General features: G+C 70.7%; 16 protein-coding genes and 1 pseudogene. 14 read left to right on the top strand and 3 right to left on the bottom strand.

Annotated elements, in window-relative coordinates:
* The first annotated feature begins 66 nt into the window (after positions 1-66).
* From AC1MBW_RS02775 to AC1MBW_RS02765, 3 genes are all read left to right on the top strand, one after another.
* The gene (locus tag AC1MBW_RS02775; protein ID WP_480025358.1) at positions 67-333 is read left to right on the top strand and encodes a glutaredoxin family protein; all 267 of its coding nucleotides are present in this window, start codon (positions 67-69) and stop codon (positions 331-333) included.
* Positions 334-448: 115 nt separating this feature from the next.
* A complete protein-coding gene (locus AC1MBW_RS02770; protein WP_480025357.1) occupies positions 449-1,066 on the top strand; it encodes a hypothetical protein in 618 nt (205 codons plus the stop codon).
* Between the two features lie 227 nt (positions 1,067-1,293).
* The gene (locus tag AC1MBW_RS02765; RefSeq protein ID WP_480025356.1) at positions 1,294-1,641 is read left to right on the top strand and encodes a hypothetical protein; all 348 of its coding nucleotides are present in this window, start codon (positions 1,294-1,296) and stop codon (positions 1,639-1,641) included.
* Positions 1,642-1,706: 65 nt separating this feature from the next.
* Here AC1MBW_RS02765 and aspS read toward each other — a convergent pair whose 3' ends face one another.
* Positions 1,707-3,041, bottom strand: a complete 1,335-nt coding sequence (gene aspS / locus AC1MBW_RS02760) for an aspartate--tRNA(Asn) ligase (protein WP_054146340.1) — start codon at positions 3,039-3,041, stop codon at positions 1,707-1,709.
* Between the two features lie 120 nt (positions 3,042-3,161).
* Here aspS and AC1MBW_RS02755 point away from each other — a divergent pair, with 120 nt between their 5' ends.
* From AC1MBW_RS02755 to ccsB, 5 genes are read left to right on the top strand one after another with little or no spacing between them, the layout of a single operon-like run.
* On the top strand, positions 3,162-3,809 hold the full coding sequence (locus AC1MBW_RS02755) for a histidine phosphatase family protein (RefSeq protein WP_480025355.1): 648 nt from the start codon (positions 3,162-3,164) through the stop codon (positions 3,807-3,809).
* The gene (locus AC1MBW_RS02750; RefSeq protein WP_054146342.1) at positions 3,806-4,432 is read left to right on the top strand and encodes a TlpA disulfide reductase family protein; all 627 of its coding nucleotides are present in this window, start codon (positions 3,806-3,808) and stop codon (positions 4,430-4,432) included. Before AC1MBW_RS02755 ends, AC1MBW_RS02750 begins: the two co-directional genes overlap by 4 nt.
* The gene (locus tag AC1MBW_RS02745; RefSeq protein WP_480025354.1) at positions 4,433-5,197 is read left to right on the top strand and encodes a cytochrome c biogenesis CcdA family protein; all 765 of its coding nucleotides are present in this window, start codon (positions 4,433-4,435) and stop codon (positions 5,195-5,197) included.
* Positions 5,181-7,019 carry a cytochrome c biogenesis protein ResB gene (gene resB, locus AC1MBW_RS02740; protein WP_480025353.1) on the top strand — a complete coding sequence of 613 codons (1,839 nt, stop codon included), beginning with the start codon at positions 5,181-5,183 and terminating at the stop codon, positions 7,017-7,019. The genes AC1MBW_RS02745 and resB overlap by 17 nt, the downstream gene beginning before the upstream one ends.
* Positions 7,019-8,026, top strand: a complete 1,008-nt coding sequence (gene ccsB / locus AC1MBW_RS02735) for a c-type cytochrome biogenesis protein CcsB (RefSeq protein ID WP_480025352.1) — start codon at positions 7,019-7,021, stop codon at positions 8,024-8,026. The genes resB and ccsB overlap by 1 nt, the downstream gene beginning before the upstream one ends.
* A gap of 45 nt (positions 8,027-8,071) precedes the next feature.
* Here ccsB and AC1MBW_RS02730 read toward each other — a convergent pair whose 3' ends face one another.
* The gene (locus tag AC1MBW_RS02730; protein ID WP_480025351.1) at positions 8,072-9,088 is read right to left on the bottom strand and encodes an o-succinylbenzoate synthase; all 1,017 of its coding nucleotides are present in this window, start codon (positions 9,086-9,088) and stop codon (positions 8,072-8,074) included.
* A gap of 42 nt (positions 9,089-9,130) precedes the next feature.
* Here AC1MBW_RS02730 and AC1MBW_RS02725 point away from each other — a divergent pair, with 42 nt between their 5' ends.
* The 4 genes from AC1MBW_RS02725 to AC1MBW_RS02710 all read left to right on the top strand — a co-directional run bounded on the left by AC1MBW_RS02725 (position 9,131) and on the right by AC1MBW_RS02710 (position 12,739).
* The gene (locus AC1MBW_RS02725) at positions 9,131-9,565 is read left to right on the top strand and encodes a hypothetical protein (RefSeq protein ID WP_054146345.1); all 435 of its coding nucleotides are present in this window, start codon (positions 9,131-9,133) and stop codon (positions 9,563-9,565) included.
* A gap of 43 nt (positions 9,566-9,608) precedes the next feature.
* The gene (locus AC1MBW_RS02720; RefSeq protein ID WP_480025350.1) at positions 9,609-10,517 is read left to right on the top strand and encodes a 1,4-dihydroxy-2-naphthoyl-CoA synthase; all 909 of its coding nucleotides are present in this window, start codon (positions 9,609-9,611) and stop codon (positions 10,515-10,517) included.
* A gap of 76 nt (positions 10,518-10,593) precedes the next feature.
* Positions 10,594-11,754, top strand: a complete 1,161-nt coding sequence (locus tag AC1MBW_RS02715; protein WP_480025349.1) for an AMP-binding protein — start codon at positions 10,594-10,596, stop codon at positions 11,752-11,754.
* A 28-nt stretch (positions 11,755-11,782) separates the two neighbouring features.
* Positions 11,783-12,739, top strand: a complete 957-nt coding sequence (locus AC1MBW_RS02710) for a 1,4-dihydroxy-2-naphthoate polyprenyltransferase (RefSeq protein WP_480025348.1) — start codon at positions 11,783-11,785, stop codon at positions 12,737-12,739.
* Positions 12,740-12,785: 46 nt separating this feature from the next.
* Here the strand turns inward: AC1MBW_RS02710 and AC1MBW_RS02705 are convergent, their stop codons facing one another.
* Entirely contained in the window at positions 12,786-13,076 is a 291-nt protein-coding gene (locus AC1MBW_RS02705) for a DUF4229 domain-containing protein (protein ID WP_480025347.1), read from the bottom strand.
* A gap of 177 nt (positions 13,077-13,253) precedes the next feature.
* On the opposite strand from AC1MBW_RS02705, the gene AC1MBW_RS02700 reads away from it, so the two are divergent.
* A complete protein-coding gene (locus AC1MBW_RS02700; protein ID WP_480025346.1) occupies positions 13,254-13,613 on the top strand; it encodes a PLD nuclease N-terminal domain-containing protein in 360 nt (119 codons plus the stop codon).
* A pseudogene (gene menD / locus AC1MBW_RS02695) lies at positions 13,614-15,341 on the top strand (2-succinyl-5-enolpyruvyl-6-hydroxy-3-cyclohexene-1-carboxylic-acid synthase); the annotation flags it as partial.
* Positions 15,342-15,362: the final 21 nt, after the last annotated feature.

The raw sequence follows: 15,362 nt of genomic DNA, 5'->3' as shown, positions 1-15,362 counted from the left end.
CGACCACCGGTCGCCGGGGGCCTTCGTCGTGCCCGGGGGCATTCGGCCCTCGCTACCCTTGAGGGCATGGCCGAACCGCGAATCACCCTCCTGACCAAGCCGGGCTGCCACCTGTGCGACGACGCCCGGTCCACGCTGCACGACGTGCTGGCCGAGGCCGAGTTCGCCGATGCCGCTCTTCCCGTCGACGAGAAGAACATCCTCGACGACGCCGAGCTCACCGCCGAGTACGCGGAAGAGATCCCCGTCGTGTTTATCGACGGTCGCGTGCACACCATCTGGCGGGTCGAGCCGGAGCGCCTGCGGACGGCGCTCCGCGCTTCTCTCGCATGATTCGCATGATTCGCATGATTCGCATGATTCGCATGCTCAATATTTCTTCTTCCAATCAACCGTTTCAGATGGCACGCTCTTCCTGAGTGCAAAGATGCACAGATTGGAAGAGGACATGACCTGGAAGAACAGGACGACCAGGCCGTCGATTGCTGTAGTGCTCATGCTGGTGATGACGTCGATCGCCGGAACAGGGAGTGGGGCATTTGCTGCTGATCAGCCCGACGAAGCAGGGGTCGTCATGTCCGTTGAGAGCCAGGGGCACGTGGTTTCTTTCGTGTCGGGCGAAAACCCGCGAGGGTTGTCGTCCTCGCGCCGAACGCGTCAAGGTGTGAGCAACGCGGAGGCAGGCGCGGACGGGCAGTACATCCGTGTTCTGAGCGAGCAAGAGCTAGTCGACTTTGGTTTCGAGGTCCTGATCGACGGGCGTCCGGCTCGTCTCGAACTCGACGAACGGGGAGGCGTGCGGATCTTGGACGACAACGGATCTGCCATCAACTCGCTCGCACCACCCGTGGCCATCGACGCGGACGGGCGAGATCTTCGTTCGTCCTACGAGATAGACGGCAACATTGTCCGGCAGCGCTTGGACGATGTGCCAACGACGTTCCCCGTGACGATCATGGCGCGACTCGAGTGCAACTTTCAGTTCTGCACCGTCATGTACAGCCGGAACGAGACGAGGCAGCTGACCAATTCAGGTCTTGTGGCAGCACTCATCGCCGCAGCGTGAGGGCCTGTCGGATGGGCCTGCGGAATCGCGACGGCGGCGATGGTGCAGACTGCGAATTCGGCGGTGGCCCAGGGGCGGTGCGTGGGTATCAGGCGCACGACGTTGCCAAGCCTGGTCACTTGGCCCGTCATCGAGAATTGCCGTCAATGAATCAACGAGGAAATGATCGTGTTGTTCCTCGTCGGTCAGTGACAGTCAGCTATGCCCCTCCGACTCGTGGAGGGCTGTTGCTCGCCATCGTCATGATGGCCGGGGGGCTTGAGTTGCACGCCACGGGCGTGCTGGGGCGGTTCGATCAAACGGTGGTGCTACTCGTGTTCTTGGTGCTGATCGGCGGCTTGCCGCGAGTAGTCGCCAGTGGCAGCGGGTGGTGGCGGACGCGAGCGAAGGAAGTCCCGGCGGCGGTCGTTTTCGGTCTGGGCCTTCTCGTCACGATCACAGCCGTCTCATTGACTGAATCGACGTCGTCGCCCGTGCCGACCGTCGAGGCTCTGGTGGTGTTGGGTCTCTTCGCCCTCGTCGCTTGTTCGAGGGCCGTCGCCGTCGGTCCCATTCGCCGCACAATCCAGGACTAAAGAAAAGGGGGCGGTCAGGTCTCAATCGAGACCGGACCGCCCACCAACCGATTCGTGCGGCGGGCCTACGGCTGGAGGCGCGTGGGGCCGCGGAAGAGGAAGGTCACCTCGCGCAGGTTGGCCTGGTGCAGCATGAGCATCAACACGCGGGCGAGGCCCATGCCGAAGCCACCGTGCGAGGGGGCGCCGTAGCGGAAGAAGTCGAGGTAGCTCGAGAGCTCTTCGGGCTTCATGCCCTTCTCGCGGATCTGCTGCTCGAGCACCTCGATGCGGTGCTCGCGCTGCGCACCCGTGGTGATCTCGGTGCCGCGGTAGATCAGGTCGTAGCTCTTGGTGAGCTGCGGGTCGTCGTCATGACGCATGTGATAGAACGGGCGGATCGAGGCGTCGTAGTCCGTCAGGTACACGAAGTCGTGGCCGAACTGCTCCGCGACGTACTCGGCGATCCGGCGCTCGCCCTCGGGGTCCATGTCGGCGTCGGCGCGGGGCACCTCGTAGCCGCGCTCGGCCACGATGCGCTTGGCCTCGGCGAGGGGGATGCGCGGGAACGGCACGGTGGGCACCACGACGTCGACGTCGAACAGCTCCTTGATCTCGGCGCCGTGCTTGTCGGCCACGGCCTGGAAGGCGAAGGCCAGCAGCTGCTCCTGCATCTGCATGACGTCCTCGTGGCTCTCGACGTAGCTGATCTCGGCGTCGACGCCCGTGAACTCGGTCGCGTGACGCGACGTGAACGACGGGTCGGCGCGGAACACCGGGGCGATCTCGAAGATCTTGCCGAAGCCGGCCGACTGGGCCATCTGCTTGAAGAACTGCGGGCTCTGCGCCAGGTAGGCGACACCGTCGAAGTAGTCGACCTTGAACAGCTCGGCGTTCGACTCGCTCGGGGTCGCCATGAGCTTCGGGGTGTGGATCTCGACGTAGTCACGCTCGATCCACCAGGTGCGCAGGGCGTGTTCGAAGGTCGTCTGCACGCGGAAGATCAGGGCGTTGCGGGGGACACGCAGGTCGAGGAAGCGCCAGTCGAGGCGCTTGTCGATGCTGCTGTCGGCGGCGATCGGGGTCTCGGGGTCGGCCAGCGAGTCGATGACGAGCGTCTCGACCTTGACCTCGATGCCGCCGAGCTTGACGCGCTCGTCGTGCTTGAGTTCGCCCGTGACGGTGACGAAGCTGCCCTGCGACAGCGACGAGATGGCGTCGGCGACGTCGTCGGTCTCGCCGGCGGCCTCGAGAACGTCCGCGGCCGTGCGGGGGCGGACCAGCTGGAGGGCGCCGGACTCGTCGCGGAGGACGACGAACTGCACCTTCTTCTGGTCACGCACGGTCTCGACCCAGCCGGTCACGGTCACGGGTCCGTCGGGCAACGCGGACAGGTCTTTGATGAGGGTGCGTTCGATCACGAGGCCCGAGTTTACAGTCACCGCCTCCCACGGCCCGCCGGACGGTCCGCCCGGGCACCGGCGAGCTTGGGGGTTCCCGTGTGGGAGGTGTGCAGGCGGTCCCGACCTAGACTCGTCCGCATGCCCGCGCAGCAGATCCACCTCGTCCGGCACGGTGAGGTGCACAACCCCGAGCACGTGCTCTACGGCCGCCTCGACGGGTTCGGCCTGAGCGATCTCGGCCACCGCATGGCGGCCGCCTCGGCCGACGCCTTCCACGAGCAGGGCGTTCCCGTCCGAGCCGTCTTCGCCTCACCGCTGCAGCGCACCCGCGAGAGTGCGGCGCCGTGGTCGTCGGCCTTCGGGCTCGAGACGCAGGTCGACGAGCGGCTGGTCGAGCCGAGCAACAAGTACGAGGGGCGCCGCAGCGACTTCAGCATCGCCAAGCAGCTCAAGGTGCCGGCCGAGTGGCCGTGGATCGTCAACCCCCTGAAGCCCAGCTGGGGCGAGGCCTACGTCAGCATCGCCGCCCGCATGCTCTCGGCGATCGACGAGGCCTGGTCGAGCGTCGACGAGGGCGACGTCGTGCTCGTCAGCCACCAGCTGCCCATCTGGATGGTCCACCGGAGCGTCACCGGCGCCCGCCTGTTCCACGATCCGCGCCGCCGCCGCTGCACGCTCTCGAGCATCACCACGCTCGAGCGCCGCGAGGGGGGCTTCGTCGAGGTCGGCTACCAGGAACCCGCTGCACACTTGAACCAGTCCGCCGTCGACCTGGGAGCAGTGTGAGCCAGACCATCCGCCCGACCCGTGCCCGTCTCGTGACCCGCGGCCTCGCCCTGGCCGGCGTGGTCGCCCTCGCCGCCACGGGGTGCTCGTCCACGGCCGACGACCTCGCGACGCAGTACGGCAACGGCACCACCGAGAACTACATCTCGGGCAACGGCACCGTCACCGAGATCGCGCCCGAGGACCGCACCGACCCGGTCGCGTTCACCGCCGAGACCGACGCCGGCGAGACCGTCTCACGGTCCGACCACGAGGGCGAGGTCGTCGTCCTCAACTTCTGGTACGCCGCGTGCCCGCCCTGCCGCCTCGAGGCGCCCGAACTCGAGAAGCTCAACCAGTCGTACGCCGACAAGGGCGTCGAGTTCCTCGGCGTCAACGTGCGTGACCAGGCCGACACCTCCCTGGCCTTCGCGCGCACCTTCGACGTCACCTACCCGTCGGTCGTCGACGCCAACGACGGGGCCGTCCAACTCGCCCTCGCGGGCACGATCGCGCCCAACGCCGTCCCGACCACGATCGTCCTCGACAAGCAGGGCCGCATCGCGGCGCGCATCCTCGGCGGTCTCGACGGGCCGAGCATCCTCGACACCCTGATCTCCGACACCCTCGCCGAGACGTCCTAGGTGTACCAGGGCAATCCCTTCTTCGACGCGGTCGTGGGCGGTCAGCTCGCGGTCGGCCTGCCGGTGGCCTTGCTGGCGGGGCTCATCTCGTTCCTGTCACCCTGCGTGCTGCCTCTCGTGCCGGGGTACCTCGGTTACGTCGGCGGTCTGACCACCGGGGCGACCGAGGCAGGGGCCAAGCGTCGCGACCGCCGCCGGCTCGTGCTCGGCGTCGTCCTGTTCATCCTCGGCTTCTCGGTCGTCTTCGTCGGCACCTCGCTCGCCTTCGCCTCGGCGGGGTTCTGGCTGATCCAGTGGCGCGAGGTCGTCACGCGCGTCATGGGCATCGTGGTGATCCTGCTCGGCCTCGTCTTCATCGGACAGTTCACGTTCCTGCAGCGCACCCTGAAGCCCGGGTTCCTCCCGAAGACGGGCCTCGCCGGGGCGCCGCTGCTCGGCATCGTCTTCGGGATCGGGTGGACGCCGTGCATCGGCCCGACCCTGGCCGCGGTACAGGTGCTCGCCCTGGGTTCGGGCTCGGCCTGGCAGGGCGTCCTGCTCGGGGCCTTCTACTGCATCGGCCTCGGTGTGCCGTTCCTGCTCGTCGCGCTCGGCTTCGGCTGGGCCTCGCGGTCCATCTCGTTCGTCAAGCGGCACATCCGCGTCGTCAACATCGTCGGAGGGTCACTGCTCGTGCTCATCGGTCTGCTCATGGTCACGGGCCTCTGGTCCAGCCTCATGTCGCACGTCGGGGCGGTGATCGCGACCTATGGCACGATCGTCTGACCGCGACGGGGGCGACGCGACCCGCGCCTCCTCGGCCGCCGCCGGCACCGACACCGGGGTGACCGACACCGAGCTGACCGACGCCGACGCGACCGACGTCGGCGGCGACCCGTTGCGCCCGAGCGACCACATCGACTCGGTCCGCCCGGGGCCTTCCGACGGTGCGGGCATCACGCAGCCCAAGCTCGGCCCCCTGGGCTACCTGCGCTTCTTCTGGCGGCAGCTGACCAGCATGAAGACCGCGCTCTTCCTGCTGATGCTGCTCGCCGTCGCGGCGATCCCCGGCTCGCTCGTGCCGCAGCGCACCTCCGACCCCAACGGCGTCGTCCAGTACCGCACCGACCACCCCGACCTGTTCCCCGTGCTCGACAAGCTCGGCGTCTTCGACACCTACTCGTCGCCCTGGTTCTCGGCCGTCTACCTGTTGCTCTTCATCTCGTTGATCGGCTGCATCATCCCGCGCACGCGGCACCACTTCGAGGCGCTGCGGGCCCGCCCGCCGAAGACCCCCGCGCGGCTGTCGCGCCTGGCCGGCTACCGGTCGATCACCCTCGAGACCGCAGGAGGCGCGGGTGACGACGCGATCACGGCCGCCCGTGCCGTCGACGCGGCCCGTGCCCAGCTGAAGCGCTCCGGCTACCGCACACAGGTCTTCGGCGACTCGGTCAGCGCCGAGCGCGGTTACCTGCGCGAGACCGGCAACCTGGTCTTCCACTCGACCCTCGTCGGGGTGCTGCTGACCGTCGGGGTCGGCGGCGGTTTCGGGTACTCGGGCCAGCGCGTCGTCGTCGAGGGGCAGACGTTCTCGAACGTGCTCGGCTCGTACGACTCCTTCAACCCGGGACGATGGTTCGACGAGACACAGCTCTCGCCGTTCTCGATCGCGCTCGACGAGTTCTCGACGGAGTACGCGCCCGACACCGCGGGTGCCGCCGGCATGGCCACCGACTTCACCGCCGACGTCACCGCCCAGGCGCGGGGCGGCAACGCCGAGAAGACGCAGATCAAGGTCAACTCGCCCCTGTCGATCGGCGGCTCGAACGTCTACCTGCTGGGCAACGGCTACGCGGTCGACGTGACGGTGCGCGACGGCGAGGGCAACGTCGCCTTCCGCGACACGGTGCCGTTCCTGCCGCAGGACACGAACCTGACCTCGCTCGGCGTCATCAAGGTGCCCGACGCCCTGCCCGACCAGCTCGGCATGATCGGGTTCTTCTACCCCACGGCGGCGGACAACGGCACGGGGGCCCTGACGTCCACCGATCCGGACACCACGAACCCCGTGCTCAGCCTGAACGTCTACTCGGGCGACCTCGGGCTCGACGCGGGCGTGCCGACGTCGGTCTACACGCTCGACACCGACGGTCTCACCCCGTTGGCCGGCACCGACGACGACGCGCGAGAGAAGGCCGTCCAGCTGACCCCGGGCGAGACCGCGACGATCCCCGACGGTCTGGGCACGATCACCTTCGACGGCGTCAAACGGTTCGCCTCGTTCGACATCCACCACGACCCGTCGCAGGTCTGGGTGCTGCTCTTCGCCGGGCTCTCGTTCGCCGGTCTGCTGACCGCGCTGTTCGTGCCGCGCCGCCGGGTCTGGGTCAAGGCGACCGAGACCGACGACGGCGTCCGGCTCGAGTACGCCGGGCTCGCCCGCGGCGAGGACCCCACGCTCGGACGCGCCGTCGGCGACATCGCCAAGACGCACCTCGGCGGTCTGGGCGTCCCGGCCGACGTCGCCCGCGAGGTGGCCGACGACCCGGCCCGTCACGACGTCGAGAAACCCGGCCCCGCTGCTGGCGGACGCGGACGTAAGATCTGATGGTGACTGCCGACCTCGCCTACTACTCGCTCGTCGCCGTGTACTCGGCGATGGCCATCTACACGATCTCGTTCGTGGCCTTCGCCCTCGACCTGGCGAAGCGGTCCGGTGACGCCCAGCAGGCGGCGGCCCGTGCCGCCAAGGCCGAAGCCCTCGCGACGGCGTCCGTCTCGCGCTCGGCATCGGGTGGCAGCACGGTCGTCCTTGACCGACCGTCGGGCGGGGCGGGTGGCGTGGCCCCCACCGGTTCGCCCGCCAAGGCCTCGAGCTTCGAGCGCGTCGCCATCGCGATGATGCTGCTCGGGTTCGTCGTTCACGTCGCCTCGGTCGTGCTGCGCGGTCTCGCCGCCGGTCGCGTGCCGTGGGCCAACATGTTCGAGTTCTCGCTCACCGGCACCGCGATCATCGTCGGCGTCTACCTGGCCGTGCAACTGGTGGTCAACCTGCGGTTCCTCGGCGCGTACGTCATGGGCCTCAACCTGGTGCTGCTCGCCATCGGCACCGTCAACTACTACGTGGCGGTCTCGCCGCTGCCGCCGGCGCTCCAGTCGGCGTGGTTGGTGATCCATGTCTTCGTGGCCATCCTGGGCACGGCGTTCTTCGCCATCGCCGCCGGGCTCTCGGCCGCGCAGCTCGTACAGACGAGACGTGAGCAGTCCAAGCTCGCCGGTCTGCGCTTCCTCGACACCCTCCCCGGTGCCGAACGCCTCGAAGACCTGGCCTACCGCATCGCTCTCGTCGGCTTCGTCCTCTGGACCTTCACCCTCATCGCCGGCGCCATCTGGGCCGAGCGGGCCTGGGGTCGCTACTGGGGCTGGGACACCAAAGAGGTCTGGACCTTCATCATCTGGGTGCTCTACGCCGGGTACATCCACGCGCGGGCGACCCGCGGGTGGCGTGGGGCCCGCTCGTCGTGGTTGTCGATCATCGGGTTCGCCGCCGTCATGTTCAACTTCTCGGTCGTCAACGTCTTCTTCAAGGGCCTGCACGCCTACTCGGGTCTCTGACCGACCGGCTCTTCGGTGCCGCCCGGCGAGCCGCGTGAACCGACGTCAGTCGGTGAGCACGGCGTAGGAGGCGCGAAGCCGCTCCAGCCACATCCCGCGTCGGTCGTCGTCCACCGCGTGACGGCGGAGCAGGTCGACGTCGACGTCGACACGGCGTACGTCGATCGCCCCGTCGACGGGCAGCAGCGGATCGCGCGTCACGTCGGCCCCGAGCAGGGCGGCCGTGCCGAGGCCGCAGTCGTGGCGGAGGTCCGTCACGGCAGCGGCGAGGTGCGCGCCCATGCTGAGCCCGACCGACGTGTCGAGGGCGCTCGAGACGACGACGGGCAATCCGGCCGCGGCGACGATCCGGAGTGCGGCGGTGACGCCGCCGAGCGGTTGGGCCTTGATCACGAGGAGGTCCGCGGCGCCGGCCCGGGCGACGGCCAGCGGGTCGTCGGCCTTCCGGACGCTCTCGTCGGCCGCGACGAGCACCCCCAGCCCCGAGACGCGGCGTCGCAGCTCGGCGAGCTCGGGCACCGTGGCGCAGGGTTGTTCCGCGTATTCCAGGGCGTACGGTGCCAGGCCGACCAGCGCCTCCTCGGCCGATTCGACCGACCAGCCCCCGTTGGCGTCGACGCGGACGCGGCCCTCGGGGCCGACCCAGTCCCGGGCCGCGGCGACACGGGCGATGTCGTCCGCGAGCGTCTGCCCGCGCTCGGCGACCTTGACCTTGACCGTCCGGCAGCCGCGGTAGCGGGCGAGCACGTCGGGCACCCGGTCGGCGGCGACCGCCGGCAGGGTGGCGTTGACCAGCACCCGACGGGCACGCACGTCGGGGAGTCGGCCCCAGCCGAAGTCGATCGTGGCCGCGAGCCAGGCGGCCGACTCGGCGGGCCCGTACTCGAGGAAGGGGCTGAACTCGGTCCAACCCGACGGGCCCTCGACCACCAGGGCCTCACGCTCGTCGAGCCCGCGGAAGCGCGTGCGGAGCGGGAGGCGGACGACGTGGGCGTCCTCGACCAGGTCGGCCAGGGGAGGCAGCGGGGGAGTGGTGGACGGCTCACGGTCGACGGTCGGCATCCGCTCAGTGTCGCACCGGCGACCCCGGTAAGGTCGTGCGTCATGGTCGACCGCGAACCCGTACCCGCCCGAGAACCGGAGTGGTCACCCGACGAGCGTGCCGCCCGGGGGAGTGACGGCAGCGGCCGCGACGCGTCGGAGCCCGACGACCTCCAGGTCTTCGACGGCCCCGGTCACGACGAGGTCGACCGGCCCCCGCGCAGCCGACGGCTGGGCGTCGTCACGTTCGTGCTGGCGATCGTGCTGCTCGCCCTCGACGGACTGGCCCTGGGCCTCCTCGCCGCGGACGCCGTCAGCCCGGCCGCCGTCCTCGCCCTCGTCACCCTGTTGGCCTCGATCGTCGTCGGGGTCGTCGGGCTGATGGCCGTCGTCATGCGCCGTGGTCGCTGGTGGGGGGTGGCCGCCGTGATCCTCAGCTCGCTGTCGAACCCGTTCGTGCTCGTCTGGCTGATCGGGCGGTTCGTCTCGACGGTCTGACCCCGGTCGTGGCGAGGTCGGACCCCGTCGGTAGGCTGGCGACATGGCTTCCGAGGTGTCCGACCTGTTCGATCCGACCGAGTGGCGCAGCGTCGAGGGCTTCGACTCCCTGACCGACGTCACCTACCACCACAGCGTCGACGGCCGCGTGGCCCGCGTGGCCTTCGACCGTCCCGAGGTGCGCAACGCGTTCCGGCCGCACACGGTCGACGAGCTCTACCGGGTGCTCGACGACGCCCGCATGAACAGCCGCATCGGGGTCGTCCTGCTCACCGGCAACGGTCCCAGCCCGAAGGACGGCGGCTGGGCGTTCTGCAGCGGCGGGGACCAGCGCATCCGTGGTCGTGACGGCTACAAGGCCGAGGGCGACCAGGCGAACGTGCCCGACCCGGCGTCGGCGGGACGGCTGCACATCCTCGAGGTGCAGCGGTTGATCCGGTTCATGCCCAAGGTCGTCATCGCCGTGGTGCCCGGATGGGCCGCCGGGGGTGGGCACTCCCTGCACGTGGTCTGCGACCTGACCGTCGCGAGCCGGGAACACGGCAGGTTCAAGCAGACCGACGCCGACGTGGGCTCGTTCGACGCGGGGTACGGCAGCGCCTACTTCGCCAAGCAGATCGGGCAGAAGTTCGCACGCGAGGTGTTCTTCCTCGCGGAAGAGTACAGCGCCGATCGCGCCTACGAGATGGGGGCCGTGAACCGCGTCGTGCCGCACGCCGACCTCGAACGCGAGGCGCTCGCCATGGCCCGCACCATCCTGACGAAGTCCCCGACCGCCATCCGCATGCTCAAGTTCGCCTTCAACGCGACCGACGACGGCATCGTCGGCCAGCAGGTCTTCGCGGGCGAGGCGACCCGTCTCGCCTACGGCACCGACGAGGCCGTCGAGGGGCGCGACTCGTTCCTCGAGAAGCGCGCGCCCGACTGGTCGCCCTTCCCCTGGCAGTACTGATGTCCGCGTCCGCGAGTCCGACGGGGCCGGTCGACCGCTCCGGTCGCCCCCGACGGTCCGTCCGGAGGCGCGGCGCGTGACCCGCCCCCTGCTCGCCGTCGACGCCCGTGACCCCGGTGCCGTGCTCGACGCGCTCCGGGTCGCGCTCGAGGGTGGTCCCGCCGTCGCCCCCCGGACCGACGACCGCGTGCCCGGCGACCTGCCCGGTGTCGTGCCTCAGGCGGTGTCACTGGTCGTCGAGACCAGCGGCTCGAGCGGTCGCCCGAAGCGCGTGGCGCTGTCCTCCGACGCCGTGCTGGCCGGTGCCGCCGCGGCCGACGGCGCCCTGGCCGGGCCGGGGCAGTGGGTGCTCGCCCTGCCGGCGCACTACGTCGCGGGCCTGAACGTGCTGGTCCGCTCGCTCGCCGCGGGCACGGAGCCGGCCCTGCTCGCGCCGGGGCACTTCGACGTCGGTGCCTTCTCCGCCGCCGCCGAGCGTCTGGATCACCCCGTCCGGTACTCGTCCCTCGTCCCGGCCCAGCTCTCGGCGGCGTTCGACGTCGCCGAGGCCGACCCCGTCGTCGCCGACGTGCTGCGCCGCTTCGACGCCCTGTTGGTGGGCGGGCAGGCGACCCCCGCCGCCCTCGTCGAGCGGGCTCGTCGCCTCGGCGTCACCGTCGTGCGCACCTACGGGTCGAGCGAGACCAGCGGCGGGTGTGTGTACGACGGCGTGCCCGTGGGCCGCACCCGCGTCGAGGTCGTCGACGGCCAGGTCGAGCTGGCCGGGCCGTCGCTGGCCGAGGGGTACCTCGACGATCCCGAGCGCACGGCCGCCGCCTTCGTCACGCGCGACGGCCTGCGGTGGTACCGCACGGGCGACGCGGGCACGGTGTCGTCCGACGGGGTGCTGACCGTCAGCGGCCGGCTCGACGACGTGATCGTCTCGGGCGGTGAGAAGGTGTCGCTCGGCGTCGTCGAGCGGGTCGTGCGCGAGCAGCCGGGGCTCACCGACGCCGTGGTCGTCCGCGCGGCGCACGCCCGGTGGGGCGAGGTGCCCGTCGTGGTCACCGGCACCGCACCTCCTGCGCCGACGGTGGCCGACGACCTGGCCGCCTTGCGAGCCGCGGTGGCGGCCGTCGTCGGTCGTGCCGCGGCACCCGACCGCATCGTCCGGGTCGACACGGTGCCCCTGCTCGCGAGCGGCAAGCCGGACCGGGTGGCCCTGACCCGCCTGGTCGCCGACCTCGCGGCAAGCTGATAGCCGGCTGCGAACTAGACTCGACCCCGTGGCGAAGACGAAGACCTCGACCCCCAAGCGCAGCGGCCGCCCCGGTGGCCGACCCGGCGGGCGGCCCGGCAAGCAGCCGGCCCGTCGCGTGACGGCCGGCGACTGGATCGGCGGTGCGCGCCTGCGCACCCTGCCGCTGGGCATCGCCCCGGTCGCCCTCGGCACCGGCGTCGCCCGGGCGAACGGCGGCTGGGACCTCACCCTGGCGCTGCTCTGCCTCGCCGTCGCGGTGTTCCTGCAGGTCGGCGTCAACTACTCGAACGACTACTCGGACGGCATCCGCGGCACCGACGACTTCCGGGTCGGGCCCTCGCGCCTGACCGGTTCGGGCAGCGTCCGCCCGAAGACCGTGCTGAAGGTGGCGCTCGCGTTCTTCGCCCTCGCGGCCGTCGCCGGTGTCGTCGTCGTCGTCATCACCCAGATCTGGTGGCTGCTCGCGGTCGGTGCCGCCGCGGTCGTCGCCGCGTGGTTCTACACGGGTGGCAAACGGCCCTACGGCTACAACGCCCTGGGCGAGCTCTTCGTCTTCGTGTTCTTCGGGCTCGTCGCGACCGTGGGCACGACGTTCGTGCAGCTGCGGGAGTTCCCGTTCGACGCCTGGGTGGCGGGCGTCGCCGCCGGGCTGTTCGCCTGCGCGGTCCTGATGATCAACAACGTGCGAGACATCCCGCAAGACACCGCCGCCGGCAAGCGCACCCTCGCGGTCGTCGTCGGCGACCCGGTGGCGCGGGCGCTCTACGCGCTCTTCCTGCTGCTGCCGTTCTTCATCCTCGTGTACTTCGCGTTCCTGTACCTGCACGCGCCCTACGTCTACTTCACGCTGATCGTCGCGGTGCCCGCCGCGGTCATCGGCGTCACGGGCAAGACCCCGCGTGAGCTCATCCTCGCCCTGCAGCTGTCGTCGTTGACGGCCCTGGTCTGGGCCCTGGCCCTGTCGGCGGCGCTCTTCTTCTAGGAGGCTGCCCTTCCGGGACCTGCCCCGGGCGTTCGGCCCGGGAGGGTCAGGCCTGGTCGTCGGTGCGGCGCGCGCGATCGGCGTCGGCTTCGTCGGCGATCGCCTCGTCCTCGGCGACCGAGTCGTCGTCGAGCTTCGCCGGTCGCGACCGGCGGTCGGCGAGGTCGAGGGCGACCTTGCGGCGCAGCGGGGCGAAGAACAGGTACGAGACGCAGAAGCCGACGACCGCCGCGATCAGCGTGGCCCAGAAGGGGTCGAACCTCAGCACCAGCAGGAGGCCCAGCACGACGGCGAACAGGCCGAGGCGGACGATCGAGTACTTGAGCCAGGGTTTCACGACGAGGAGTCTACGGTCCGCGAGGTGTGCACCCGCCGCGCGACGGACGGCCCGTACGGACACGACCCGCAGGGCCGAGGAGGCGCGGCGCAGCACCGCCGGGAGTCGTACGTCACAGCTCCGCAACGGCCGACCGACCATCAGGCGTTGCACCGGATCGAGAACTAGGCTCGGTCCATGGTCAGGCTCTTCATCGTGGGCATCGTCGCCGCGGCGGCATTCGTCATCTTCGCGCTCATCGACTGCCTGTTCGCCGACGCCTCACGGTTCCGGGCGCTGAACAAGCCGCTCTGGGCCGTCATCATCGTCCTCCTCCCCGTCATCGGGGCCGTGCTGTGGTTCGTGCTCGGGCGGGCCCGCAAGAGCGGTCGCCCCGCCGCCGTGCGCACCGTCGCCCCCGACGACGATCCCGAGTTCTCGGGGACGTCCTGGCGCACGACGAGCGATCTCGACCGCGAGACGACCGACGAGCGCATCCGTCGACTCGAGCAAGAGCTGCTCGACCTCGACAACGACGACAAGACCGGCAAGCAGTAAGTGACCAGCCCGTCGACCGAGTACGCCCTGTCGCTCCTCGCGTCCCTCGCCGACGCCGGTGTCCGTGACGTCGTGCTCAGCCCCGGCTCCCGCAGCCAGGCCCTGGCCCTCGCCGCCGCCGAGTTCGAGACGGCCGGCCGGCTGTCGGTCCACGTCCGCATCGACGAGCGCTCGGGTGGCTTCCTCGCGCTGGGGCTCGCCGCCGAGACGGGCGTCCCGAGCGTCGTCGTCACCACATCGGGCACGGCCGTGGCGAACCTCCACCCCGCCGTCCTCGAGGCGCACCACTCGGGAGTGCCGATGATCGTGCTGAGCGCCGACCGTCCCCTCGAGATGCGCGGGATCGGCTCGAACCAGACCACCGTGCAACCGGGTCTGTTCGCGAGCGCCGTCGGCTGGGTGCGCGACGTCGAGGCACCGCGCTCCGGCCCGGTCGACCACGAAGCCGTCCGCACCCTCGCCCGCGAGGCCCTCGCCGAGGCCCTCGGCGGCGACTCCCACGGCGCCCTCGGGCGGTCGCGCGGTCCGGTCCAGCTGAACGTCGCGTTCCGCGAGCCCCTGTCGTCCGGCGAGCAGTCGCTGCCCGTCGCCCACCCCGAGCCCGTCGAGATCGCGCCCGCCGCGGCTCCGGTCGCCCTCGAGGTGGACGTCGACCCCGCGACCCTGGTCGTCGCCGGGCACGCCGCCGGCCCCGTGGCCGAGGCCGTGGCCCGGGCACTGGGCGCACCGCTCGTGGCCGAGGTGTCGAGCGGGGCACGTTTCGGGCCGCACCTGGTCTCGTCCTACCGTGCCCTGCTCGACGACGCCGACTTCGGCGGACGCGTCCGTCGAGTGGTGGTCTTCGGTCACCCGACCCTCAGTCGCCAGATCCCGTCGCTGCTCACCCGCGACGGGGTCGAGGTCGTCGTCGTCCGCGCGGCGGGGGCCGAGGCCTACGACCCGAGTCGCTCGGCCCGCGTGGTCGAGGCCGTCGAGGTGACCCGCGCCTCCTCGGGGTCCGGTTCGACCGACGACGCCGTCCATCGTGCGTGGGTGGGGCGCTGGGTGCACACCGGCCGTCGGCTGCTCGAGGCCGGGGCCGAGGCCGACGCTGCCCGGCCGGACGCCGACGACACCGACGCCACCACGGTCGAGGGTGCGTCCGATCGCAGCGAGGCGGCAGAGCAGGCCGAATTCCTGCGGCGCGAGGTCCAGCTGCTGCGTCGGCCGGTCACGCGTCGAGCCCTGGCCGAGGCCCTCTGGCGCGTCAGCTGGCCGCACGACCGCCTCGTGCTGGGGGCGTCGCGACTGATCCGCGAGCTCGACCAGGTCGTGCCCGGCAAGAAGATCCCCGTGCACGCCAACCGGGGGCTGGCCGGCATCGACGGCACGATCGCCACCGCCACGGGCATCGCACTCGCCAGCCAGCGTGACGACCCCACCGCCGGCACCACCCGGGTGCTCGTCGGCGACCTGACGTTGCTGCACGACGTCGGTTCGATGCTCCTCGGCCTCGGCGAGACGAGGCCCCGGCTGCAGGTGGTCGTCGGCAACGACGGTGGCGGCACCATCTTCGACGGGCTCGAGGTCGCGGCCACGGCGTCGCCCGAGGCGATGACCCGTGTGCAGTTCACCCCGCACGAGGTCGACCTCTCGGCCCTCGCCCTCGCCTACGGCTGGCAGTACGTCGAGGCGGCCACGCGGGCCGAACTCGATCAGGCTCTCGTGGCCCGGTACGACGGCCCGGTGCTGATCGAGGTGCCCCTCTCG

Source organism: Frigoribacterium sp. AP1 (assembly GCF_056680555.1).
This window is presented reverse-complemented; position numbering and strand designations above follow the sequence as displayed.